Genomic DNA, 22,329 nt, shown 5'->3' on the forward strand with positions numbered 1-22,329 from the left:
AAAAGCCGCAGCAGGGTATTAATAAAGTTGTTGCTTTATTACAGGAGGGGTTATGGATTATATAAAATCAAATGAAGAATTAAAAAATATGATAGAAAAAAACAGCATGGTAATTGTTTATTTCGGAAGCGAAATGTGCGGAGTATGTGCAGCATTGAAGCCAAAAATCGAAGAGATGCTTGAAAAATATCCGAAAATAAAATCAGTGCAGGTAGATGTGGATATTTCCCCGGAAATGGCAGCTGCAAACAACATTTTTACTATTCCCGGCATTCTTTTTTTCATAGACAACAAAGAAGCAATAAGGGAAGCACGTTTTATAAGTGTACCTGACATTGAAAGCAAAATTTCAAGATATTATCACATGTATTTTGAACAATAGCCAATAAGAACAAGCTATATAGTATGTTGATATTTATATCAATGATGTAGGGGAGGGCCTCGTGGAAACCACTGAAAAAGTCTATTTTGTCATCCTGAACGTTAGTGAAGGATCTCATCTTTTGTTGAAAACATGAGATTCTTCGAGCAAGCTCTCAGAATGACAGCGAATAAATGTATAGTTTTTCAGTGACTTCGCCTCGTGCCCTCCCGCATGAGAGTCACGATAATATTAATGTTAATCGAAATTATGAAGTAAGCTTAAGAGCCTTTTGGCTCTTTTTTGCATTTTTTTGACAATCAAATTTTGCATAGCCAATATTTGCTCGGGCAGAATAATACAATAAATTAATATAGGAGGTAATTATTTGAAGATTTACCGAGTGAATATGTCAAAACTTTCTTTTTCAATTGAAGATGTTCCTGAAAGATGGAATACTCTCGGAGGAAGAGGATTAACTTCAACAATAATTTCAGAAGAAGTGGACCCTGCCTGCAATCCATTGGGAAGTAAAAATAAATTGGTATTTGCTCCTGGTCTGTTTGCAGGAACAAAGGCTGCAAATTCAGGGCGTTTGTCAGTAGGAGCCAAAAGCCCGCTTACGGGAGGAATAAAAGAAAGCAATTCCGGCGGCACAGCAGCCCAGCGTCTTGCGAAACTTGGAGTCAAAGCACTCATAATTGAAGGAATGCCCATGGATGACAAATGGTACACAATTCATGTGCACAAAGATGGAGTAAACATAAAGGAAGAAACAGAATTGTTGGGCAAGGGAAATTATGAAGTGGTCCACACCATTACATCCAGGTATGGAGAAAATACCGGTGTTATGACAATTGGCCAGGCAGGCGAATACAAGATGTCAACTGCCAACATTTCCGTCAAGGATCCAAAAGGCCACTTAAGGAGCGCCGGCAGGGGCGGACTTGGTGCAGTAATGGGTTCAAAGCACATAAAATTCATTTCCCTTGATGATAATGACGGTGAAGGAATTGAAATAAAGGACAAGAAAAAATTTGACGATGCTGCTAAAATTTTCAACAAGGGTCTTCTAAAGCATCCTGTAAGCGGTGAAGCCTTGCCTAAGTACGGCTCCAACGTTCTTGTGAACATTTTAAATGAAGCAGGAGGACTTCCAACAAAAAATTCAAGGATGGGAAGATTTGAAGGAGCAGAAAAAATCTGCGGAGAAACAATGCATGACACAATAGTTGAGCGTCATGGGGACACAACCCACGGATGTCATGTGGGGTGTATAATACGCTGCTCTCAGACATACAACGACAAGGACGGCAGCTATCTTACTTCAGGATTTGAGTATGAAACAATCTGGGGATTCGGTGCAGGATGCATGGTCGATGATCTGGATGTTATAGCCCACATTGACCATGAATGCGACGACATAGGAATTGATACCATTGACACTGCAGGAACAATGATGGTTGCAATGGAAGCGGAATTGCTTAAGTGGGGTGACGGAGAAGGAATATTGAATTTAATAAAAAGTGAAATTAAATCAGGAACTCCTCTTGGAAGAATTCTTGGAAACGGACCTGATTTTACAGGAAAGGCATATGGCGTGCTGAGGGTACCAACAGTAAAGGGCCAGACAATGCCTGCCTATGACCCTAGAGCTGTGAAAGGAATAGGAGTTACCTATGCTACGACACCAATGGGTGCAGACCATACAGCAGGATATTCGGTTGCAGCAAATATACTGAAGGTCGGAGGTTCTGTGGATCCTTTGAAAAAGGAAGGCCAGACAGAACTATCAAGAGACCTTCAGATTGCAACTGCATCAATTGATTCAACTGGTCTATGCTTGTTTGTTTCATTTGCTGTACTTGATTTTGACGAAGTATTTCTTTCTGTTCTCGACATGATAAATGCACAGTATGGAGTGGAGTGGACCAAGGATGACTGGAACAACATGGGCAAGTATGTTTTGACAATTGAAAAGGAATTTAACAGAAAAGCCGGATTCACAAAAAATGATGACAGACTGCCTGAATTCACAAGTGAAGCTATTCCTCCACACGATGTAGTGTGGGATATTTCAGATGAAGAGCTTGACAAAGTTCTTCAGTTTTAGGAGGTATAATGGAAATAAATGTTAAGTTGTTTGCCACTCTAAGAGACGGGCGTTTCAAGGAGGAAAAGGCAAATATGAATGAAAACACACAAGTTTCAGATGTTATATCAAAATACAACATTCCAAAAGAAGAAGTTAAAATATGCCTTGTAAACGGCCGTGATGCTGATTTGAACCAGACATTGAAAAATGGCGACACATTGTCTTTGTTTCCGCCGGTAGGAGGAGGTTGATGAAAGGAATACTAGCTCCAAGATATGAAAGAAACTACAAGACCATATCAGTTGAAGATCAAAAGAAATTGGCTGATTCAACAATTGCCATAGTAGGCTGCGGCGGCCTTGGAGGAACCATGGCTGAAGAATTTGCCCGCCTTGGAGTTGGAAGGCTCATACTGGTTGACGGAGATACAATTGATGAAACAAACTTGAATCGTCAGCTGTTTTCAACTGAATATAACATTGGAGCAAAAAAAGTTGAAGCAGCAAGACAAAGACTTCAAGCTGTGAATTCTTCCGTTGAACTTACGCTGATTGATGACTGGTTCAATCAGGATAATGCAGCAGATATTTTCAGCGGAGCAAATCTGGTATGCGACGCTCTTGATTCAATTCAAAGGCGCATAGATCTTGAACAGTCATGTCACAGGCTCAACAAGCCTCTTGTTTATGCAGGAATAGCAGGGTGGTTTGGAATGCTTGGAGTGAGTCTGCCTGGTGATTACAGCGTTTTGAAGGTTTTTAAGGACGGCATGGAAAATGACAGAGGCATGGAAAAAATATGGGGCAATCCTGCATTCACTCCATGGGTTATGTCAAGCCTTGCAGCAGCAGAATCAGTCAAGATAATTGTTGGAAGAGAACCTGCTTTGAGAAATTCATGGCTGCAGGCAGATTTGCTGTACATGGAATTTGAAACGTTTAAAATTTCAAAATAATGCAAATGATGTAAAAATATTTTATATTAAAAAAGTTAAACAAGGGCATAATATTTTAGAAAGTTTTAAAAAGTTATAAAACTTTTCAAATAACATTAACAAGGAGATAAATATGGAAGGCAAAGTTCAAAAAATGGATCAGCACAATCCTGGTATCAAATGTATGGTAAACACATGCCATTATTATTCACAGGGAGATCACTGCAACGCTCAAAAAATAGAAGTTCAAAGCCGTAATGCTCAAAGTTCAAAAGAAACAGACTGTGCAACATTTGTTCCTCACAACCAGAGCATGTCATAAGTTATTTCTTAGAAAATTGTTCCTTAAGTTTAGGAACAATTTTTTAATTGTAAAACAGTCCGTCCAAGGTATATAATAATGTAAAATTATTTTTAAAGGAGACATTATGTATTCAATGCCGTTATACAGGCCTCCAAGCGAAGCAAGGAGCCTTATCATACAAGTAACTGAAGGTTGCTCCCACAATAAGTGCAGATTTTGCTACATGTACAAATGCAAGCAGTTCAGGCTGAAGTCAAAAGAAGAAATCATGGAACATGTAAAAGAGCTTAAATCATATTACAGGGATGCTGAAAGGATTTTTCTGGCAGACGGAAATGTTCTGTGCCTTAAAACTGAAAAGATTCTTGAACTGTTGGATTACATAAAGAAGGAATTTCCAAACGTTAAAAGAATTAGCTCTTATTCAGGTCCACTGGATTTACTAAGAAAAACTGAAGAAGAACTAACAACTATCCATGAAGCCGGTCTTGAACTCTTGTACATGGGTGTTGAAAGCGGTTCTGACAATGTGTTGTCTCTTATGGAAAAGGGAGTAAATCAAACTGAGATGACTTTAGCCGGACAAAAGGCAATTAAGGCAGGATTCAAGCTATCATGCATGATTATTTCAGGCCTTGGAGGAAAAGAACTGATGCAGGAACATGCCGTTGAATCGGCAAAAGTTATATCTGCAATAAATCCCCATTATTTTTCACTTCTTCGACTTGTTGTGGAAGAAGAATCTGAATTGGCCGATGACATAAGACAGGGCAAGTTTCATCTGCTGACACCTCTTGAAGTTCTTGATGAAAACATAATAATGCTTGAAAACATGGAGCTTGAGGACTGCATATTCAGAGCCAACCACGTTTCAAACCATGTTAACCAGGCAGGGATACTCAACAAGGACAAGGAAGAGCTGGTTAAAAGACTAAAAAAACTCCGTGAAAGCGGCAATTTCATTCCTCTTGAATATGACACATTGTAATATTAAGGAGCCGGATTTCCAGCTCAGGTTGATGATAACATCAGGGTTAATCAATAACTTGAGCCGGAATTTCCGGCTTTTATTGTGCTTAAATAAAAGAAATTTTGTAAAATTGAGCCGGGATAATTTCAATGAACTAAGAAATAATAATTCAGGGACTATTATGAAAAGGAGAAAAATATGAATAACCCAAAACCAGATGACAGAAGAGACAATGTTGACAGAATTCAAAACATGATAGACAACACAATAGTCAACTACAGAGAAACAAAAGATCTCATGAAAAAAGTTGACAACGAAAAAGAAAGACAGGATTTGGCCGATAAAAATATGAGAAGAGAACAATCTCTCAAAAATATGAAAGAAGAAATAAGGGACGAAGCAATAGACAAGAAAAACGGATATAAATAATCTCTTTCGGGCGGACACGAGGTCCGCCCCTACGTGCTGTATATCATACAATCATTTGTTTACAATATTGACGGGATTTCCTTCAATGAATCTTTGAATATTTTCTATAGTATAATCCATAAGCCTTTTTCTTGCTTCAATTGGAGCCCATGCAATATGTGGTGTTATAATTATGTTTTTAGCAGATAAAAGCGGATTGTCAGTTCTTATGGGTTCTGTTGAAACAACATCACATGCAGCATAGGCAACCTTTCCACTGTTAAGTGCATCTCTTAAATCTTCTTCCACAATAAGCGGTCCTCTTGAATCGTTTATTATAATGACACCATCCTTCATTTTGGCAATATTTTTTTTGTTTATTATTCCATTTGTTGAAGGTGTCAAAGGGCAGTGGAGTACAATGATGTCTGAATTTTCCATGAGCTCATCAATATCAACATACCTGCATGTATCGCTTTCAAGAGCTGGGTTAGGATGATTAGCATTAGCAAGAATTTTCATTCCCATAGCCTGTGCGATTTGTCCGGTTTTCTGCCCGATTTTTCCATAGCCTATTATTCCCATTGTCTTTCCCTCAAGCTCTATGAGAGGATAGTTCCAGTATGTCCAGTCCTTGCATTCTTCCCAGTCTCCGTTTTTTACGGACCTTGAATGTTCGCCTATGTGGTGGCATATTTCTAAAAGAAGTGCAATGGTAAACTGTCCAACAGAAGCAGTACCGTATGTGGGAATGTTTGAAACAACAATGTTTCTTTCCTTTGCATAAGCTGTATCAACTATGTTGTAACCAGTTGCAAGAACACTTATGAATTTAAGATTTTTGCATTGTTCCATATCTTTTTTTGAAATAGGTGATTTGTTTGTAAGAACTATGTCTGCATCTTTTATTCTTTCAACAGTGAGCTCAGCAGGAGTTCTGTCATAAATTTCAACATCGCCAAGATTTTTTAGTTTATCCCATGACAAGTCTCCGGGGTTTAAAGTATATCCATCTAAAATTACTATTTTCATATTATCTCCAGGTTACTGCAGTGCAGTTAGTATTGTTTTCATTAAGGAAATTTTATCAGATATTTAAACCATGTGCAATTGATTTTACAGGAAATAATTATTTTGATTGACAAAATTTATATATAGGCATATAATTTTACCATGGAATAAATTAGCGAACTGATAAAGGCAAACCCGGTGAAAGCCGGGGACGCAAAGCCACGGGCCTTAAGGTACATACCAAGGCAGCCGGGTTACCAAAATTGTTAATACATATAAAAGTATTGGCTCTGTTTGGCGACCCATTCAGAGCTTTTTTTGTCCAAAAATTACCCTGTGGGAAAAAAGGAGATCTAGATTAAATGAAAAGCATTAACAAAATTGCATTGATTTTGGCACTTCTAATGACATTAGTTTTTCCGACTGTAGCTTTTGGGGAAGATCTTGATGGTGAAACAAACAACACAACAGATGAAACTCAGGTGAGTTCTGAGGTTGATCAAGACGCAGATGTCGAAACTGATGAAGACATCGAAGATGAAGAAGTAGTTGAAGAAGGAAACGGTAAGGGCAAGGGAAACAGCAAAGTATGGAAAGAGGCAAAAGCGGCTGTTGAAGCTGAAAAGGACGAGATTGAGGCACTAAAAGACGGAATTGAAGATGAACTCGAAGCACTTGAGACAAGCCTTGAAGCAGCCGAAGCACTTGGGGACGAAGCAGCAATTGCAGAAATAAAATTGCAGCTTGAAGCAAAAAAATTAGAAATGAACGAATATAAAGTTCAAATGAAGGCAAAAATACAAGAAATGCAGGAAATAGTGAGAAACAAATATACTCAAGAAGAGCTTGAGGCTTTAAAAGAAGTTTCTCTAAGATTTGACAGCATTGAAAATGTTGATGTAATTCCTGTAGAAAATGTTTTGTTCAAAAAAGGTAATGCTAAATTTGACACACCTCCTGTAATTAAAGAAGGAAGAACATTGATTCCTGTGAGAGCTGTATCAGAAGCCTTGGGAGCAAAAGTAGAGTATGATGACGTAGAAAAAATTGTCACCATAACAAAAGACGGAAAAGTAATTGTATTTTCTCTGGCTGAAGGAACAGTTACAGTAAATGAAGAAACAGTTGAAATAGACGTTCCGGCTGAAATAATGAACAACAGAACAATGGTTCCTCTAAGATTCATTGCTGAACAATTAGAACTTACAGTTGAATGGGACCAGGAAACTCAAACAATAAATATTGATTAATACTCCTCCTCTTAAGGGCTGCTGCATAATGCAACAGTCCTTTGCTTTGTGAATTTTACTGACAGCAATAAAAAAAGCACTGCTAATAATAAGCGTGCCTTTTGGATTATTAGTTCAGTTTAACTGGCGTCCCCGGGATTTTCTTTGCCGAAGTTTTCAGACTGTGCAATGAGCATTCCTAATAGCATCAAGGCACATCCTAAATAACCTCTTGGAGACATCCTTTCAGCAAGAAGTACTATTCCTCCTATGGCTGCAAACACTGACTCCATGCTAAGAGCAATAGCTGCATGAGACGGTTTTGCATATTTTTGTCCCACTGCCTGCAAAGTGTACGCTACTCCCGCTGACATAATGCCACCGTATAGAATCGGCACAAGGGCTCCTGAAATTCCAGCAGCATTGACATCTTCTGTTATAAATGCAGTAATCATGCTTAATACTGCACATGTGGCAAATTGAATGCTTGAAAGTTTTATGGCATCGACATTTTTAACAAATCTGTCAATCAGAAGTATGTGGCATGCCCAGAATACTGCTCCTATAATTTCTAAAAAATCTCCAAACTCGATTGTAAAGCTTTCATTGATGCTTAAAAAATAAAGTCCGATAGCTGCAGTTAAAGCACCAATCCATGTCTTCGTGTGAGTTTTTTGCTTGAACAATATTCCTATTATTGGTACAAGGACTATGTAAAGGCTTGTTATGAATCCGGCCTTGCCGGCTGTGGTGTAAATGAGTCCTATTTGCTGCAAGGAAGCTGCAATGAACAATACGCTCCCTGCTATTAATCCTGATTTCACCGTCGATTTTAAGTCTGCTTCTTCCTTTTGTTGTTCTTTGTTTTTCCTGTTGAAAAAATATATTACAGGCAGCAAAGATATGCTTCCTAAGGCAAATCTCACACCATTGAATGTAAAGGCGCCGACGTGCTGCATTCCCACTCTTTGTGCAACAAATGCAAATCCCCATATTGCTGCGGTCAAGAGCAGTATAAATACTGATTTCACTTCTTTTGTCTTCATAAATATTCTCCCTGCTATATAATATAAAACAATTCTATACGAACATATTAACATGAAGAGGATAAAAATGCCAGCCTATTTTAATATGAACGTGCTGCGTCAATTACGGTTGTTCTTTAAATATGGTCGTGATATAATACAAAAAAATGCAAAGGTGTGATAAAAATTAAGAAGATATTGGTTGTAAGCGAAGGAAGAAATACCGGTATTAGAATACTTAATCAGCTTAACCAGCTTTTGGGGAAATATGTTGAGGTAGATAATATGTTGATTTCTGAAATGAAATCCAAGGAGGCAGATGCTGATTTAATTTTATTTACAAGTGCACATTTTTTAATAAGAGCTTCAAGATATATAGACAGCAGTGTGCCAACATTAGTTGCCAAAAGGGTTATTGATCACAAAAATATCAAAGAAATCATAAGCATTGAATATGATGAAGATGTTTTGTTCATAAACGACAGCTATGAATCAACAAAAGAAGCAATTGAACAGCTTTATGAACTTGGATTGGATCATGTAAGGTACAATGCTTACTATCCAGGGTGTTCATCATTTCCTCAGCTGCAAACAGCAATAACTCCGGGAGAAGGCCAGCTGGCTCCTTACAAGCCTGAAAAGCTTATTGACATAGGGTCGAGAATTCTGGATGTAGAGACTATTCATGAAATAACAAGGATTCTTGATGTTGACAAATTCCTAAAAGACAGCCTGATTACAGACTACATAAGAGATATAGTTGAAATTTCAAGAGAGATTGATGAGAGCAGAAAAACAAGCAATGAATCTATGCAAATGCTCCAAATGATTGTAAACACACTTGACTATGGTGTGGCATTTGTTAACAGTAATGGCATAATCATGAGTATTAACTCCAAATTTGAGTATATACTCGGTCTTAAGAAAAAGTGCATATTGGAGAAAAACTTTCAGGACATTATAAGAACCCCGATAAATGAACTGAAGGACAACAGCACATTCCAGGCAAAGATTGAAAACAAGGAAGTGTCCATTAATGTCCGTCAGGTGAATTTTTCGAAAAGATATGGATTTGTAATTTCTGTCAAAATAAATAAAAGCTCAAATGAAACAGATATAAAAACAAGTTTTACTGCAAGTTCTTATGTCAAAAGAAATCTTCACAATTTTGATGATTATCTTACAATTAATAATAATGTATTTAATATGATAAACAGAGCTAAAAAATTTTCCAAAAGTGACGGAACAGTTCTTATTACAGGAGAAAATGGAACTGGAAAAGAAATACTGGCACAGGCCATACATATGAATTCTTACAGAAGCAGCAAATCTTTTGTTCCTATTAATATTGCAACTTTAACTTCAAACCTGGTTGAGGCTGAATTGTTCGGATATGAGGAAGGTACGTTCACTGGAGCTGTTAAAGGCGGTAAAATGGGAATTTTTGAAATTGCTGACGGAGGAACAATATTCATTGATGAAATAGGGGATGTTCCGGTCGATGTACAAGCAAAGCTTTTAAGAGTTCTTGAAGAAAAAAGAATTCGAAAAATTGGTTCTGCAGATGAACTGTCAGTTGATGTAAGAATAATTTCTGCAACAAACAAGAATCTTCTTGATCTTATAAAAGAAAATAAATTCAGACTAGATTTGTTCTACAGGCTAAACATACTGCCTTTGGAAACAATACCTCTTCGCAAGCGAAAAGAAGATGTGGAGTTTCTGCTGAAATATTTTATAAATATTAACCTTGATGACAAGAAAATAAAGTCCCTCAATGAATTTTTTGCACAGGAAACAATTGAATTTTTAAATAAATACCAATGGCCGGGCAATGTGAGGGAACTCATTAATCTTATAGAGTATCTTATGTTGATTTATGAGGGAGAAAAGATATCATTGAACCATCTTCACAGTTACATGCATGATGTGAACGGAGAAAGACGTATTTTTTTGGATGAATATGAAGATTGGGTGCTGAGGAAATTTTCAGAGAATAAAAATATGCCGGTTGGAAGAGCTAAAATTGCTGAAATTGCTATTGAGGAAGGCATGGATATAAAAGAAGGAAAAATAAGAAGAATTATTTCTGATTTAAAAAATATGGGGCTTATAAATGATGATGGCAGCAAAGGGTCTAAAATAACAGAGCTTGGTGAAAAAACTCTGGCAGAAATTTATAAGTAACTCGGTTAAAATTAACCGGCTTATGGTTTATAAAAACCTGAATAGAACATTTATGTGCAGCAGTGTGTAAATCAAGTTTTTGTCAACACCTAAGAAGTCTTGATTATTAAGCAAAAAATAACACCTGATTTAATTTTGTAATTTGGCACAATAATTGCTTGTTACTAATGGAACTATAAAATTAAACAAGGAGTGTAAAATGGAAAATATTAAAAACAAAGTTAAGAAAAAGCCTACATTCGCACAATCTGTGACACCCATAGTGTTCATGATGGTGGCACTTGTTGTAGGGGTTGGTATTATGAAGATGAAAGCAGAGCCCATACTAATTCTTGTGGCATTTGTTGCTGGTTTTATTGCAATCAAGCTTGGTTATTCCTGGGATGAAATGCAAAAGGGAATCATAGAAAAAATTTCAATGTCAATGCCTGCAATATTAATATTGTGGAGTGTTGGAGCTCTTATAGGGGCATGGATGTTTTCCGGAGTAATACCTATGATTATTTATTACGGAGTTGAAATAATAAATCCTAAATTTCTTCTTGTAACAGCATTTCTTATAACAGCAGTGTTTTCCACAATAACCGGAACTTCATGGGGTTCTGCGGGAACAATAGGTGTTGCAATAATGGGTATTGCCGGAGGATTGGGAGTTTCTCTTCCAGCTGCAGCAGGTGCTGTAGTTGCCGGTTCATATTTTGGTGATAAGCTTTCACCTCTGTCAGATACAACAAACCTTGCACCGTTGGCTGCAGGAGCAAATTTATACGATCATATAAGGCACATGCTTTATACAACACTCCCAGCAACAGCAGTTGCGCTTGTGGTTTATTTTGTAGCAGGCCTTGGTGCCTCAGGAACTGGCAGCCCTGCTGAGACTGTAGCTGCACTTCAGGGAACGTTGGATCAGATGTTCCATTGGAATATATTCTTGTTAATCCCTGTAGCGCTTATAATAGCAGGTTCATTGCTCAAATGGCCTACAATACCTACAATGCTTGGAAGTGCATTGACAGCAGTTGTCATAGGAATTGTATCTCAGGGATTTACTCTTAAAAACGGATTTCTTGCTTTAATCAAAGGATTCAACGTTACAATGACAGGCTATGAAGGAGAAATATCAAAGGATATTCTGACGCTCCTTAACAGAGGAGGGGCAGAATCAATGGCAGGAACAACAATCTTGGTTTTCTGTGCTATGGGTTTTGCAGGAATTATGAGCGCCACAGGAATGCTTGATGTAGTTCTTGAATCAATTATGAAAAAAGTGAAGTCTACTTCCGGAATAATAGTTTCAACAATAGCATCATGCTTTACAGTTGCTTTTGTAACAGGAAATTCATACTTGTCTATATTGCTTCCTGGACAATTGTTCAATTCAGTTTATCCAAAATACAACCTGCAGCCTAAAAATCTTTCAAGGACGTTGGAGGATTCTGGTACTGTATTGGTTCCATTGATTCCGTGGTCAGCTGCAGGAGCGTATATGACTGCAACCCTTGGTGTTCAGACATTAGAATATCTTCCTTGGGCAGTATTGAACTATACAGGTATAATTTTTGCAATAATACTTGCTTTTACAGGCTTTGGAATAGCATATGTTGATCCAGCAAAGAAAAACAAATAACGGAGTTTACAATGATATTAATAAAAAATGTTGATGTATATTCACCTGAATACATCGGGACAAAAGATGTTCTTACAGCAAAGGGAAAAATTGTGTTGATTGATGATGAAATAAGCATCTTCAGCAAAAAAATATGTGTAATAGACGGAACTGGCAAAAAACTTGTGCCTGGGTTTATTGACTGCCATGTTCATATAACTGGCGGCGGGGGAGAAGGAAGTTTCAAAACCAGAGTTCCGGAAATTACATTGTCCAAGCTCATTGAGGGAGGAATTACAACTGTAGTTGGACTTCTTGGAACTGATTCCACAACAAGAAGTGTAGAAAACTTAATAGCTAAGGCAAAGTCTTTAAAAGAAGAAGGCATAAGTGTCTATGCAGTTACGGGGTCATACGGATTTCCTTCTGAGACATTAACTGATTCTGTTAAAAAAGACATAGTGTATGTGGAGGAAATTCTTGGAGTTAAAATTGCTCTTTCAGACCACAGATCTGCAAGCATATCAAATCATGAACTTGCACGTCTTGCATCAGATGCAAGAGTGGCAGGTATGTTGTCAGGGAAACCAGGAATTGTAGTTGCACACATGGGAAACGGCAAAAAGGGACTTGGTTTGATAAACGAGGTTCTTGAGGAAACAGAAATTCCTGTAAAAACCATAAGGCCCACACATGTGAACAGGAGAAAAGAGCTGCTTAAGGAAGCATTTGATTTTGCAAAAAAAGGCGGGATAATTGACCTTACATGCGGCATATCTGAAGAAACATCTCCATCTCATGCAATAATAGAAGCTGAGAAAAACAATGTGCCTCTTGAAAATATCACAATAAGTTCCGACGGTTACGGCAGCTGGTCAAGCTATGACAGTGTAGGGAACTTAAAAGAAATAGGTGTATCTTCAGTAAAAAGCCTTTTCGAAGAATTCAAATTCATGGTGAAAAATTTGAATTTTACCATAGAAAAAGCATTGATGTTTTACACATCCAATGTTTCAAAAGCACTGGAAAAGTATCCGCAGAAGGGTTTTATAAGTGAAAATTCCGATGCAGATTTGCTCCTGCTGGATAAAAATTTAGAAATAGATACGGTTATAGCAAATGGAAAAGTTATGTTTGCAGCAGGAAAAATTGAAGTGAAAGGTACTTATGAATAAAAAGATACTGACACCTTTTGGTCAGTTAGACTATTGACAAACCCTGACGCAGTCATCCTGAACGATAGTGAAGGATCTCATCTTTATTGAAAATATGAGATTCTTCGGGCTACGCCCTCAGAATGACAACGTCTAAAGTTACTTTGTCATCAACATGACTGACACCGTATGGTGTCAGTTTTTGTTTTGAACAAGAACATCTTATAATAAGTTCGAGAATTCTTTACTTCATGCTTTTAATTGCTGTTGTTAGCTCATGGATTGATTCTGTAAGCTGTGTCAGCCTGGATTCTATGCGTACCAGCAAATATGCTGTGACTGCAATGGGGAATCCGAAATTGCCCAGTAAATTGATGAAATCTTCCATAAATTCACCTCCTGCACATTTGAATACTGAGCTTTGACAGTGCTTGTCTTTTTAGTGAGCGGACTTTGCCGTATTTGATTCCAAGATTCATCGAAATAGATTGCATTGATTGTCCATAAAAGTAGTATAAATATATAATCTTCTGTTCTTCAGAAGAAAGATTCTGTATGCTTTTCATAAGATCATATTTTTCTTCTTGATCTGCTATGCGTTCAATTGAGCTAAGTGATGATGCAGTTTTATATTCATGAAGTGCTTCCTGCAAACTTGATACATTTGTTCTAAAACCCGATTTTCTGTGTTGATTTTTATAGAAGTACTCAAGTTTAGTCTTAATATAATGGAGGTAATGGACATTTTTTTTGCTGTCAAAGGTTTTAAGCGACATTAAAATCACAATATACCCTTCCTGAGCCATATCTTCAGCTTCTGTATCCCACACATCCCAATATTTATATATATTTTTATAAATGAGAGGACGGAGTCTTTTTAGAAGAATTTCCTGAAAATTCTTGTCCCCTTTTAAAGACTGCTGAATAATATGATTAATATCAATATCCATATTTTCAGCTCCTTTCTGTTTTATAGCTTAATTATATATGAATGTTTTTGGGTGTAAAAGTAAGTAAGGGGCTTAAATGGATGGTGAAATGATATGTTTTCATGAAATATACAATGTGAAAATTTCAATGAAAATCAAGTCAGAAGGAAATGTTTTTTATGGAAAATCAAATGAAATTCAACGAAATTGAAGCAATGCTTCCCGTATATGTGAAGGATATAGGTAACTGTACGGAAATTGTCACAGCTGATGGTTCTTATGTAAAAAGTGCCGCAATCGAAACATGTATAAAAAATTTGGCGGATTATTACAATATAAGCTTGTATCACAACCGTGTTAATTACGGTGAAGAACTCGGCATAACCAACAAGGTGCCAATTGTCATAAACGAGAATCTTGTGTTCATATACATCAACATCCGTGAACCCATGTTCAAACATGATGCTGCTTACGGGTTTGTTGATTTGAATGCAATAAAGCAGGTGTTTCAAAAAGAAGACAGTGCTGCAATACTCATGAAATCAGGCAGAATAATTCAAACAAGACAAAGCGTTAAAACAATAAAAAGAAACATTCTTAACGCCAGGCTTGCAAAGGAAATATACAGGGAAAAACACAAAATGAATTAAGAATGAAGAGCTAAGAATTAAGAATTAAGAATTGCAGAAAGGATTTTTGCTATGCAAAAATCCTTTGTTTATTTATCGTATAAAATCAAATTTTTCATAAAAATAAAATTGTAATCATATAATCTATTATAATGATACAGGGGGGATTTTATGGACGAGAAAACTACACAAAGCTTGTTGCTTGAAAATAAAGAATTGTTAAATGTTACAGGAGTTGATGGAGTTGATAACTTCAATGACGAAACTGTTGTTCTCATAACAACTAAGGGAAAGCTTACAATAAAGGGGCAGAAATTAAACATAAGCAAGCTTAATGTGGAAGAAGGAAAGCTTGTTGTAAAGGGAGTTATTAATTCGCTTATTTATTCCGATTATGAAGGACAGAAAGAAAAAACTAGTTTGGTTAAGAAGCTGTTTAAGTAGGTTCTTATGGATTTCTTACCATACACTCAAGAATACATGCTTGTTGTGGCCATTATGGGTGGAATGCTTCTCGGCTTCATATGGGACATATACAGGCTTGTCAGGCATTATGTTAAAATGGGTGCCGTGGGAACTGCTCTTGGTGACCTGCTGTATTGGATTGTAAGCATTTACATAAGTTTGGAACTAATTTTTTATGTAAGCTACGGAAATGTGAGAATGTTCATTTTGCTTGGATTTGTTCTCGGTGCACTGTTGTATTTTTACGGAATAAGCAATTATATATTGAAAGCTTTCATTTTTGTTGTGGATCTTTTTATAAAAATAGTAAGAAGAGTTTACTTATTCATGATAAAACCAATTAAGATTCTTGCAGGAAAAATTGCAGTTCTTTTGACTCCTCTTAGGGTCAAGTGGCAAAAAACGTGCATTAATGCAAAAAAAAGGTATAAATTTTACAAATTCAAAGCAAAAAAGATTTCCAAAAACAGAAAACTGATGTATAATAAAAAGAAGCAAAGCAAACGAAATCAAAAGCTTAAATACAAAAGAAGAAAGGAGCATGCAATTGAACGAAGATCAAAAAATAATAGAACTAAAGAAAAAAATAAACCATGAAGACTTCAGAAGACAAGAACGTGAAATCAAAGAACAAAAAAGACAGCAAAAGTTTGCTGCTCCGGTAAAAAGGAAAAGAAAGCTCAATGTGGTGAATTTCTTGTTCACTGTGTTTTTGATGTACTTTGCATATACTGCATTCTCTCAATATCAGATGCTAAGTGACCTCAACAAGGAAATTGATCAGAAAATGCTGGTTAAGGCTGAAGTTGAAAAGAAAGTTAATGAGCTTAAAGATGATGTTGCCAAGATGAGCAATGAGGAAGCTTTGCTTGAACTGGTCGAAAAAATAGCAAGAGATCAATATAAAATGGTTAAGCCCAATGAAACAATTTACATAGATAAAAACAAAAATGACAACAAGTTAATACGAGGAATCGGCTTTGAAAAAGATTTGCAGGATTAATAATTTAAAACATTGCATATTTTGACAGTATTTTACAATCAGCTTCTGCTACTATATTAGTAACAATGCGAGGGGTGGAAGAAATGATTGGAAAAGCTGATGATAAAAAATTCAATTTAAGTTTGTTGGAAAATATAATTAGCAATGAAATTAAACACATCAGGAAAAATTGGTTTTTGTTTTTGGTGTGTTTTTTTGCTGCAAGACAAAATATTATTGATGAAATATTTCCGTTTTCAGTTGTTGCCTTAAGCGTGTATTCCTACTTGAAGGGCAGCTCAATTGTGATGCTTGGGACAACCATAGCCGCTATTTTATCAGTTAGGTTTGATTATACCTATATTATAATGCTTACAGCTATTTATGCATATTTTTATGGATTCAGAAATGAAGATAAAAAGTCCATTGTTCTTGCAGCTTCTTATTCTGCTTCTGTTTTGTTTGTGTCAAAGACAACAATTCTGGCAGCAGAAGGATTCAATTGGAATGGTCTCATGCTCAATGCCTTTGAAACACTGTTTGTTTTCAGTGCAATTATTCTGACAAATGAATTTATCAGAGTTGCAGTAAAAATAAAAACAGGTTCGTTCAATACAGATTTTCACAGAAAAAGAACAAAAAAAGCAGACACCGCAATTGCTGACAGTGAGAAAAAGGATACAGCAAACATAGTGTATCTCCATAGGGCGAGGGAGGAAGCTGCTTCTGCTTTAGAAGCACAAGACAAATCAAGTGCTAATTTATATTCTGCAAGAAAACATATTGATATATTTTCGGAAAAGGCTAAAACAAAAATAAAAGAGCAGCTCTTGTGGCAATCCATTAGTGTCAAATATTTTGAAGTGATTTCTTCAAACAAAAATACAATTGCACTAAGCATTACTGTAAAAACTGAAAAATCCTCTGATGAGGCTGAAGCTGCAGTGGAACTCATAGTTAGAAACGTGTGCGGTGTGAAACTGAAATGCACCGAAAGGGTTATAGCATCACCTAATTACTATGTGCTGAAGTTTAAAAATATAAAGAGAATAAAAATTAGAACATACAGCGCTTCTGCCACAAAGGAAGGAAGCAGTGTATCAGGTGACAGCTTTGCCTATGCAGGAAGGCTAGACAAGTATTACACAGTTCTTTGCGACGGAATAGGCTCTGGTCATGAAGCTTTCATGGAGAGCACCGGAGCCGTTGATTTATTGTCTAAATTTTTATACACGGATTTTTCAGAGGAGCAAATTTTAAGAACACTAAATTCAATTTTAATGCTTAAGCTAACAGATGAAAGGTTTGTAACATTCGACCTTAACATAATTGATTATGGGACTAAGGAAATAAGGCTTTACAAGGCTGGTGCAGCTCCAACTTACATTATAAGCAAAAATTCTGTGGACAAAATATCAGGCAAGAGCCTTCCAATGGGTATACTGGACAATTTTGAATACAGTTCCTTCAAGAGGGAAGTAAGAGCAGGAGATATAATTGTAATGGTTACAGATGGCATAACAGACTCCATAGGAATGGATGAAAAGAAAAATCTGGACAAATATCTGGAACTCATTGCAGGCAAGGATCCTCAAACAATTGCAAATTCCATATTAAGTTATGCCCTGAGAGGCCAGGATTCTGTATTTGACGATATGACGGTTCTTGTTACAAAAATAGGGTAATAGTTTTCCACAAATTGTAGGGGCGGATTACTGTCCGCCCGGGGTTATTGATATATTATCTGCGGGAGGACACGACGTCCTCCCCTACATTATTGAAATACTTAGCCATAAACCAGAGTGAAAGCACTGCTTTCATTCTTTTGATTTAAATTTAAATTTCAGGGTATATTGATAAATAAGCAATATTTATTTTTTTTACAAAAAATATTTTTAATTTCTTTATTTTATGGTATAATTTATCCTATGCAAATAAAAGAGGAATAATATGTATAATTTGGTTAAAGAAAATATAATCCAAAAACAGCTTATCAAAGCCGGGGACAATGTGCTTATCGGTTTGTCCGGCGGCCCGGATTCGGTTTTTTTATTTCATAACTTAAGAAAATTAAAGGAAAGCTTAAGTTTTAATTTGTATGCTTCACATATAAACCATATGTACAGGGGCAAGGATGCACAGCATGATGAAGATTTTGTTCGTTCTCTTTGTGAAGACTATGGTGTAAAGCTATTTGTAAAAAGAAAAAATGCGACGGATTATGCCAAGGAGCTTAAAGTTACTGAAGAGGAAGCAGGAAGAATTCTCAGGTACAACTTTTTCAGAGAAAACTTAAGTGAAGTTGGCGGAGGCATAATAGCTGTTGCCCACAATCTCAATGATCAGGCTGAAACAGTGCTGCAGAGAATTTTAAGAGGTACAGGAATTGACGGCCTGTGCGCCATGTCCTTTGTGAAGGACGACTTAATAAGACCAATGCTTAATGTTCAAAGATCTGAAATAGAAAAATACCTTCGCGAAAATAATTTTGAATTCTGTATTGACATTACAAATACTCAGGCAATTTATGGCAGAAACAAAATCAGGCTAAATTTAATTCCATATCTTGAGGAAAATTTTAATCCCAATATTCAAAATTCTTTGTACAGACTGTCAGAAACAATGGAAAGAGACAAAAAAATCATAGATAAATATGTTGAGATTAAATTTTGTGAAGCCTTGGTTCATGCAGACAAAAACAAAATTGTTTTAAATTTGCAGAAATTAAAGGACATGGATGAAGGCGAAGCAGGAAGAGTCATAAGAAAATCCATCGAGCAGCTCAAGGGCAACACTGTAAATGTTGAAATGAAACATATAGATTATGCCATTGATTTCATCAAAACAGGGTCCACAGGCAAAAAAATTAATTTGTCCGAGGGCTTTACAATTGAAATCAGCTATGATAATTTTATAGTCAATAAAATTGTTGAAAATATTCCGGAGTTTAAATATGCAATAGAGCTTGATAAACCCCTGTTTATCAAAGAAACAGGCAAGACAGTGCTTTGCAGCGTAAAAGATATTTCCGAAGTTGACATAAGGGAAAGTCAAAGTATTAACCTGGATTTTGATCATATAAAAGGAAATCTCACTGTCAGAAACAGAAGGACAGGGGATACAATTGTTCCTTGCGGAAACACTTGGAACAAGAAAATCAAGGATATTTTTATAGATTTAAAAATTCCTGCAGAAGAAAGAGACAGTAAACTGATAATTGCAGATGATGAAAATATATTATGGCTAGAGGACTTCAGAATCCACAACAGTTATAAAGTGTCATCTTCAACAAAAAAAATATTAAACATTACCATAGGGAGGAGCACTAATGAATAAGGATATTAAGAAAATACTAATTACGGAGGATGAACTTCAGGCTAAGGTTAAAGAACTTGGAGCTAAAATCACGGAAGATTACCAGGGCAAGGATTTGCTTTTGGTTTGCGTTTTAAAGGGAGCTGTGCTATTTGTAAGTGATTTGATGAAAAGAATAGATTTGCCTCTTGAAATTAATTTTATGGCAATTTCAAGTTATGGTTCTAACACACAATCTTCAGGGGTTGTAAGAATTTTAAAAGATTTAAATCAGTCTATTGAAGGAAGAAACGTACTTATAGTTGAAGACATAATAGATTCAGGTCTCACATTGTCCTATCTTACTGAAAATTTAAAAGCCAAAGGTCCTGAGTCAGTTGAAATATGCACAATACTTGACAAGCCAGACAGAAGAACAACTTCTTTAAATATAAAATATACTGGATTCCAGGTTCCTGATGAGTTTGTTGTGGGATATGGATTGGATTATGCTGAAAAATACAGAAATCTTCCATATATAGCAGTATTGAAAGAAGAAGTTTACACAAAATAAACTGTTACTAAAATTTACATCTTTTACTAAATTAATTGTAAAGTAAAAACATATGTGATACAATTTTATCATCAGATAGTCTTATGACAAATAGGAGGCTTTAATTGAAAGGATTTATGAGAAGCATCGCAATGTATATACTTATCTTTGTTGTAATAATAATGCTGGTGCAAAGCATGGTTGAACCAGCAGCAGAAGAACAAAGCATAAGCTACAGCGAGCTTATAATTCAAATACAAAATAACAATATAAAATCACTTTCCTACACTGAAAGCGAAGTAAACGGGGTATTCAAGGATGACTCTAAATTTACTTCTTATGTTCCAACTGTGTTCTTGTTTTCTTCAAGTTTTTATGACAAGTACCTTGCTGAAAAGGTTGAAGCAGGCGAAATAACAATTGAAGGGGAGCCAGTACCGGCAACACCTCTGTGGGTTCAGGCACTTCCAACCATAGGAATGCTTGTTCTTCTGGGAGTTTTGTGGTATGTGTTCATGAAACAGTCACAGGGCGGAGGAACAGGCAAGGCCATGTCCTTTGGCAAGAGCAGAGCCAAGATGGTCAAGGAAGATGATCCAAACAAAAAAATTACATTTGCTGATGTTGCAGGTTTGGATGAAGAAAAGGAAGAACTCAGTGAAATAGTTGACTTCCTTAAAAATCCGGCTAAATTTGTGAGACTTGGAGCCCGTATACCAAAAGGAGTTCTTTTAGTGGGACCTCCTGGAACTGGAAAGACTTATCTTTCAAAATCCGTGTCCGGAGAAGCAGGAGTTCCGTTTTTCAGCATAAGCGGTTCTGACTTCGTTGAAATGTTTGTAGGCGTGGGTGCTTCAAGAGTGAGAGATTTATTTGACCAGGCAAAGAAAAATGCTCCGTGCATTATATTCATAGATGAAATTGATGCTGTGGGAAGAAGAAGAGGCGCTGGCCTTGGGGGCGGCAATGATGAAAGAGAACAGACATTGAACCAGCTTTTGGTTGAAATGGATGGTTTCTCAGGCAACGAAGGAATAATCATCATAGCTGCAACAAACAGACCTGATATTCTTGACCCGGCACTCATGAGACCGGGCAGATTTGACAGACAGGTTCACGTTGGTCTTCCGGACGTTAAAGCCAGAGAACAAATACTAAAAGTACATGTCAGAAAAAAACCATTGTCAGACGATGTTGATTTGGAAGTTGTGGCAAAGAGAACTCCGGGATTCACTCCGGCAGATCTGGAAAATGCAATGAATGAAGCAGCTCTTTTGACTGCAAGACATAACAAGACTCTCATAACAATGGACGTTATAGAAGAAGCAATAACAAAAGTAATTGCAGGACCTGAAAAGAGAAGCAAAGTAATAAACGAAAACGAGAAAAAGCTCACTGCATATCATGAAGCAGGCCATGCAGTTGTTGCAAGACTTTCTTCAAACAAAGATCCTGTTCACATGATAACCATAATACCAAGAGGCGGTGCAGGAGGATTCACAATGTACCTTCCTGAGGAAGACCGTTCCTATGCTTCTAAAATGGAAATGGAAGAAAACATAGTGAGACTTCTTGGAGGAAGAGTTGCAGAAAAACTTGTACTGGATGATATTTCAACAGGAGCTTCAAACGATATTGAAAGAGCAACTAAAATTGCAAGAGCCATGGTTACTACCTACGGTATGAGTGATGAGCTTGGACCTATGGCATACGGAACTAATGATGATGAAGTATTCCTTGGAAGAGATTTCAATAAAATCAGAAACTATTCAGAAGAAGTTGCTGCAAAGATAGACAAGGAAATGAGAAGAATTATTGACAATGCATATCACAAGACAGAAACACTGTTAAGCGAAAACATGGAAAAGCTTGAGCGCGTTGCGCAGGCTCTTCTTGAAAAGGAAACTATAACAGGAAAAGAATTTGAAATGCTTTTTGAAGAAGCGTAAAATACCAATGTGTAGGGGAGGACCTCGTGTCCTCCCGCTTAAGAATTAAGAATGAATAAAGGGATGGCTAGCCATCCCTTATTTTTATGACAAGGTTATTAAATTAATTAGTATTTACAAGATCCGCCCCTACATCTTGATAATTCAACCACTTTGCAATGATTCGGTTATTTTTTATTCCAGTATGTAGGGGAGGGTCTCGTGCCCTCCCGGAAATATCAAAATTATTGAATTATCAATACGG

At 36.5% G+C, this 22,329-nt stretch carries 23 protein-coding genes and 1 riboswitch; of the genes, 19 read left to right on the forward strand and 4 right to left on the reverse strand.

Annotated elements, in window-relative coordinates; translation table 11 throughout:
• Nucleotides 1–52 precede the first annotated feature (52 nt).
• From LY60_RS11755 to tlp, 7 genes are all read left to right on the forward strand, one after another.
• Nucleotides 53–382, forward strand: coding sequence for a thioredoxin family protein (locus LY60_RS11755; RefSeq protein WP_145083893.1), 330 nt, complete (start codon nt 53–55; stop codon nt 380–382).
• 367 nt (nt 383–749) lie between these two features.
• On the forward strand, nt 750–2,474 hold the full coding sequence (locus LY60_RS11760; protein ID WP_145083896.1) for an aldehyde ferredoxin oxidoreductase family protein: 1,725 nt from the start codon (nt 750–752) through the stop codon (nt 2,472–2,474).
• Nucleotides 2,475–2,482: 8 nt separating this feature from the next.
• Nucleotides 2,483–2,707, forward strand: coding sequence for a MoaD/ThiS family protein (locus LY60_RS11765; RefSeq protein ID WP_145083899.1), 225 nt, complete (start codon nt 2,483–2,485; stop codon nt 2,705–2,707).
• Nucleotides 2,707–3,411 (forward strand): HesA/MoeB/ThiF family protein, encoded by a 705-nt coding sequence (locus LY60_RS11770; protein WP_145083901.1) that lies wholly within the window; start codon nt 2,707–2,709, stop codon nt 3,409–3,411. Before LY60_RS11765 ends, LY60_RS11770 begins: the two co-directional genes overlap by 1 nt.
• 112 nt (nt 3,412–3,523) lie before the next feature.
• Nucleotides 3,524–3,712: a DUF1540 domain-containing protein gene (locus LY60_RS11775; RefSeq protein WP_145083904.1), complete on the forward strand. Its 189-nt coding sequence runs from the start codon at nt 3,524–3,526 to the stop codon at nt 3,710–3,712.
• 106 nt (nt 3,713–3,818) lie between these two features.
• Nucleotides 3,819–4,682, forward strand: coding sequence for a radical SAM protein (locus LY60_RS11780; protein WP_145083907.1), 864 nt, complete (start codon nt 3,819–3,821; stop codon nt 4,680–4,682).
• Between the two features lie 180 nt (nt 4,683–4,862).
• The gene (gene tlp, locus LY60_RS11785) at nt 4,863–5,093 is read left to right on the forward strand and encodes a small acid-soluble spore protein Tlp (protein WP_019228450.1); all 231 of its coding nucleotides are present in this window, start codon (nt 4,863–4,865) and stop codon (nt 5,091–5,093) included.
• A gap of 51 nt (nt 5,094–5,144) precedes the next feature.
• Here tlp and LY60_RS11790 read toward each other — a convergent pair whose 3' ends face one another.
• A complete protein-coding gene (locus LY60_RS11790; RefSeq protein ID WP_145083910.1) occupies nt 5,145–6,104 on the reverse strand; it encodes a D-2-hydroxyacid dehydrogenase in 960 nt (319 codons plus the stop codon).
• Between the two features lie 157 nt (nt 6,105–6,261).
• Nucleotides 6,262–6,345: riboswitch (cyclic di-GMP riboswitch) on the forward strand.
• Between the two features lie 100 nt (nt 6,346–6,445).
• Here LY60_RS11790 and LY60_RS11795 point away from each other — a divergent pair.
• Nucleotides 6,446–7,333: a stalk domain-containing protein gene (locus LY60_RS11795; RefSeq protein WP_145083913.1), complete on the forward strand. Its 888-nt coding sequence runs from the start codon at nt 6,446–6,448 to the stop codon at nt 7,331–7,333.
• Nucleotides 7,334–7,452: 119 nt separating this feature from the next.
• On the opposite strand, the gene LY60_RS11800 is transcribed toward LY60_RS11795, so the two are convergent.
• Entirely contained in the window at nt 7,453–8,358 is a 906-nt protein-coding gene (locus tag LY60_RS11800; RefSeq protein WP_145083917.1) for a DMT family transporter, read from the reverse strand.
• Nucleotides 8,359–8,514: 156 nt separating this feature from the next.
• Here LY60_RS11800 and LY60_RS11805 point away from each other — a divergent pair, with 156 nt between their 5' ends.
• The 3 genes from LY60_RS11805 to iadA all read left to right on the forward strand — a co-directional run bounded on the left by LY60_RS11805 (nt 8,515) and on the right by iadA (nt 13,305).
• Nucleotides 8,515–10,524 carry a sigma-54 interaction domain-containing protein gene (locus LY60_RS11805; RefSeq protein WP_145083920.1) on the forward strand — a complete coding sequence of 670 codons (2,010 nt, stop codon included), beginning with the start codon at nt 8,515–8,517 and terminating at the stop codon, nt 10,522–10,524.
• 199 nt (nt 10,525–10,723) lie between these two features.
• Nucleotides 10,724–12,151: a Na+/H+ antiporter NhaC gene (gene nhaC / locus LY60_RS11810; protein WP_145083923.1), complete on the forward strand. Its 1,428-nt coding sequence runs from the start codon at nt 10,724–10,726 to the stop codon at nt 12,149–12,151.
• 11 nt (nt 12,152–12,162) lie between these two features.
• A complete protein-coding gene (iadA, locus tag LY60_RS11815) occupies nt 12,163–13,305 on the forward strand; it encodes a beta-aspartyl-peptidase (RefSeq protein WP_145083927.1) in 1,143 nt (380 codons plus the stop codon).
• A gap of 223 nt (nt 13,306–13,528) precedes the next feature.
• On the opposite strand, the gene LY60_RS11820 is transcribed toward iadA, so the two are convergent.
• A complete protein-coding gene (locus LY60_RS11820; protein WP_019228443.1) occupies nt 13,529–13,672 on the reverse strand; it encodes a YvrJ family protein in 144 nt (47 codons plus the stop codon).
• A 4-nt stretch (nt 13,673–13,676) separates the two neighbouring features.
• Complete coding sequence (locus tag LY60_RS11825) at nt 13,677–14,234, reverse strand: sigma-70 family RNA polymerase sigma factor (RefSeq protein WP_145083930.1); 558 nt, start codon at nt 14,232–14,234, stop codon at nt 13,677–13,679.
• 170 nt (nt 14,235–14,404) lie between these two features.
• Here LY60_RS11825 and LY60_RS11830 point away from each other — a divergent pair, with 170 nt between their 5' ends.
• The 8 genes from LY60_RS11830 (at nt 14,405) to ftsH (ending at nt 22,085) form a co-directional block, all read left to right on the forward strand.
• The gene (locus LY60_RS11830; RefSeq protein WP_212633481.1) at nt 14,405–14,863 is read left to right on the forward strand and encodes a hypothetical protein; all 459 of its coding nucleotides are present in this window, start codon (nt 14,405–14,407) and stop codon (nt 14,861–14,863) included.
• 150 nt (nt 14,864–15,013) lie between these two features.
• Complete coding sequence (yabP, locus tag LY60_RS11835; RefSeq protein WP_145083935.1) at nt 15,014–15,286, forward strand: sporulation protein YabP; 273 nt, start codon at nt 15,014–15,016, stop codon at nt 15,284–15,286.
• Nucleotides 15,287–15,292: 6 nt separating this feature from the next.
• Complete coding sequence (yabQ, locus tag LY60_RS11840; RefSeq protein ID WP_145083938.1) at nt 15,293–15,904, forward strand: spore cortex biosynthesis protein YabQ; 612 nt, start codon at nt 15,293–15,295, stop codon at nt 15,902–15,904.
• The gene (locus tag LY60_RS11845; RefSeq protein WP_170226201.1) at nt 15,855–16,310 is read left to right on the forward strand and encodes an FtsB family cell division protein; all 456 of its coding nucleotides are present in this window, start codon (nt 15,855–15,857) and stop codon (nt 16,308–16,310) included. The genes yabQ and LY60_RS11845 overlap by 50 nt, the downstream gene beginning before the upstream one ends.
• Before the next feature lie 83 nt (nt 16,311–16,393).
• The gene (locus LY60_RS11850; protein WP_170226202.1) at nt 16,394–17,974 is read left to right on the forward strand and encodes a PP2C family protein-serine/threonine phosphatase; all 1,581 of its coding nucleotides are present in this window, start codon (nt 16,394–16,396) and stop codon (nt 17,972–17,974) included.
• Nucleotides 17,975–18,239: 265 nt separating this feature from the next.
• Nucleotides 18,240–19,625, forward strand: coding sequence for a tRNA lysidine(34) synthetase TilS (tilS, locus tag LY60_RS11855; protein WP_145083947.1), 1,386 nt, complete (start codon nt 18,240–18,242; stop codon nt 19,623–19,625).
• Nucleotides 19,618–20,157 carry a hypoxanthine phosphoribosyltransferase gene (gene hpt, locus LY60_RS11860; protein ID WP_145083951.1) on the forward strand — a complete coding sequence of 180 codons (540 nt, stop codon included), beginning with the start codon at nt 19,618–19,620 and terminating at the stop codon, nt 20,155–20,157. Before tilS ends, hpt begins: the two co-directional genes overlap by 8 nt.
• Nucleotides 20,158–20,273: 116 nt before the next feature.
• Nucleotides 20,274–22,085 carry an ATP-dependent zinc metalloprotease FtsH gene (gene ftsH / locus LY60_RS11865; protein WP_145084020.1) on the forward strand — a complete coding sequence of 604 codons (1,812 nt, stop codon included), beginning with the start codon at nt 20,274–20,276 and terminating at the stop codon, nt 22,083–22,085.
• The last annotated feature ends 244 nt before the right edge of the window (nt 22,086–22,329 follow it).

The sequence above is a fragment of the Sedimentibacter saalensis genome (genome assembly GCF_007830175.1).
Taxonomy (GTDB): domain Bacteria; phylum Bacillota; class Clostridia; order Tissierellales; family Sedimentibacteraceae; genus Sedimentibacter; species Sedimentibacter saalensis.

What these genes read in the sequence shown, in the direction of transcription:
- LY60_RS11755 (WP_145083893.1), top strand. Translation starts at nt 53, where the DNA reads ATGGATTATATAAAATCAAATGAAGAATTAAAAAATATGATAGAAAAA.
- LY60_RS11765 (WP_145083899.1), top strand. Translation starts at nt 2,483, where the DNA reads ATGGAAATAAATGTTAAGTTGTTTGCCACTCTAAGAGACGGGCGTTTC.
- LY60_RS11770 (WP_145083901.1), top strand. Translation starts at nt 2,707, where the DNA reads ATGAAAGGAATACTAGCTCCAAGATATGAAAGAAACTACAAGACCATA.
- LY60_RS11775 (WP_145083904.1), top strand. Translation starts at nt 3,524, where the DNA reads ATGGAAGGCAAAGTTCAAAAAATGGATCAGCACAATCCTGGTATCAAA.
- LY60_RS11780 (WP_145083907.1), top strand. Translation starts at nt 3,819, where the DNA reads ATGTATTCAATGCCGTTATACAGGCCTCCAAGCGAAGCAAGGAGCCTT.
- tlp (WP_019228450.1), top strand. Translation starts at nt 4,863, where the DNA reads ATGAATAACCCAAAACCAGATGACAGAAGAGACAATGTTGACAGAATT.
- LY60_RS11790 (WP_145083910.1), bottom strand. Translation starts at nt 6,104, where the DNA reads ATGAAAATAGTAATTTTAGATGGATATACTTTAAACCCCGGAGACTTG.
- LY60_RS11795 (WP_145083913.1), top strand. Translation starts at nt 6,446, where the DNA reads ATGAAAAGCATTAACAAAATTGCATTGATTTTGGCACTTCTAATGACA.
- LY60_RS11800 (WP_145083917.1), bottom strand. Translation starts at nt 8,358, where the DNA reads ATGAAGACAAAAGAAGTGAAATCAGTATTTATACTGCTCTTGACCGCA.
- nhaC (WP_145083923.1), top strand. Translation starts at nt 10,724, where the DNA reads ATGGAAAATATTAAAAACAAAGTTAAGAAAAAGCCTACATTCGCACAA.
- iadA (WP_145083927.1), top strand. Translation starts at nt 12,163, where the DNA reads ATGATATTAATAAAAAATGTTGATGTATATTCACCTGAATACATCGGG.
- LY60_RS11820 (WP_019228443.1), bottom strand. Translation starts at nt 13,672, where the DNA reads ATGGAAGATTTCATCAATTTACTGGGCAATTTCGGATTCCCCATTGCA.
- LY60_RS11825 (WP_145083930.1), bottom strand. Translation starts at nt 14,234, where the DNA reads ATGGATATTGATATTAATCATATTATTCAGCAGTCTTTAAAAGGGGAC.
- LY60_RS11830 (WP_212633481.1), top strand. Translation starts at nt 14,405, where the DNA reads ATGAAATTCAACGAAATTGAAGCAATGCTTCCCGTATATGTGAAGGAT.
- yabP (WP_145083935.1), top strand. Translation starts at nt 15,014, where the DNA reads ATGGACGAGAAAACTACACAAAGCTTGTTGCTTGAAAATAAAGAATTG.
- yabQ (WP_145083938.1), top strand. Translation starts at nt 15,293, where the DNA reads ATGGATTTCTTACCATACACTCAAGAATACATGCTTGTTGTGGCCATT.
- LY60_RS11850 (WP_170226202.1), top strand. Translation starts at nt 16,394, where the DNA reads ATGATTGGAAAAGCTGATGATAAAAAATTCAATTTAAGTTTGTTGGAA.
- tilS (WP_145083947.1), top strand. Translation starts at nt 18,240, where the DNA reads ATGTATAATTTGGTTAAAGAAAATATAATCCAAAAACAGCTTATCAAA.
- hpt (WP_145083951.1), top strand. Translation starts at nt 19,618, where the DNA reads ATGAATAAGGATATTAAGAAAATACTAATTACGGAGGATGAACTTCAG.
- ftsH (WP_145084020.1), top strand. Translation starts at nt 20,274, where the DNA reads ATGAGAAGCATCGCAATGTATATACTTATCTTTGTTGTAATAATAATG.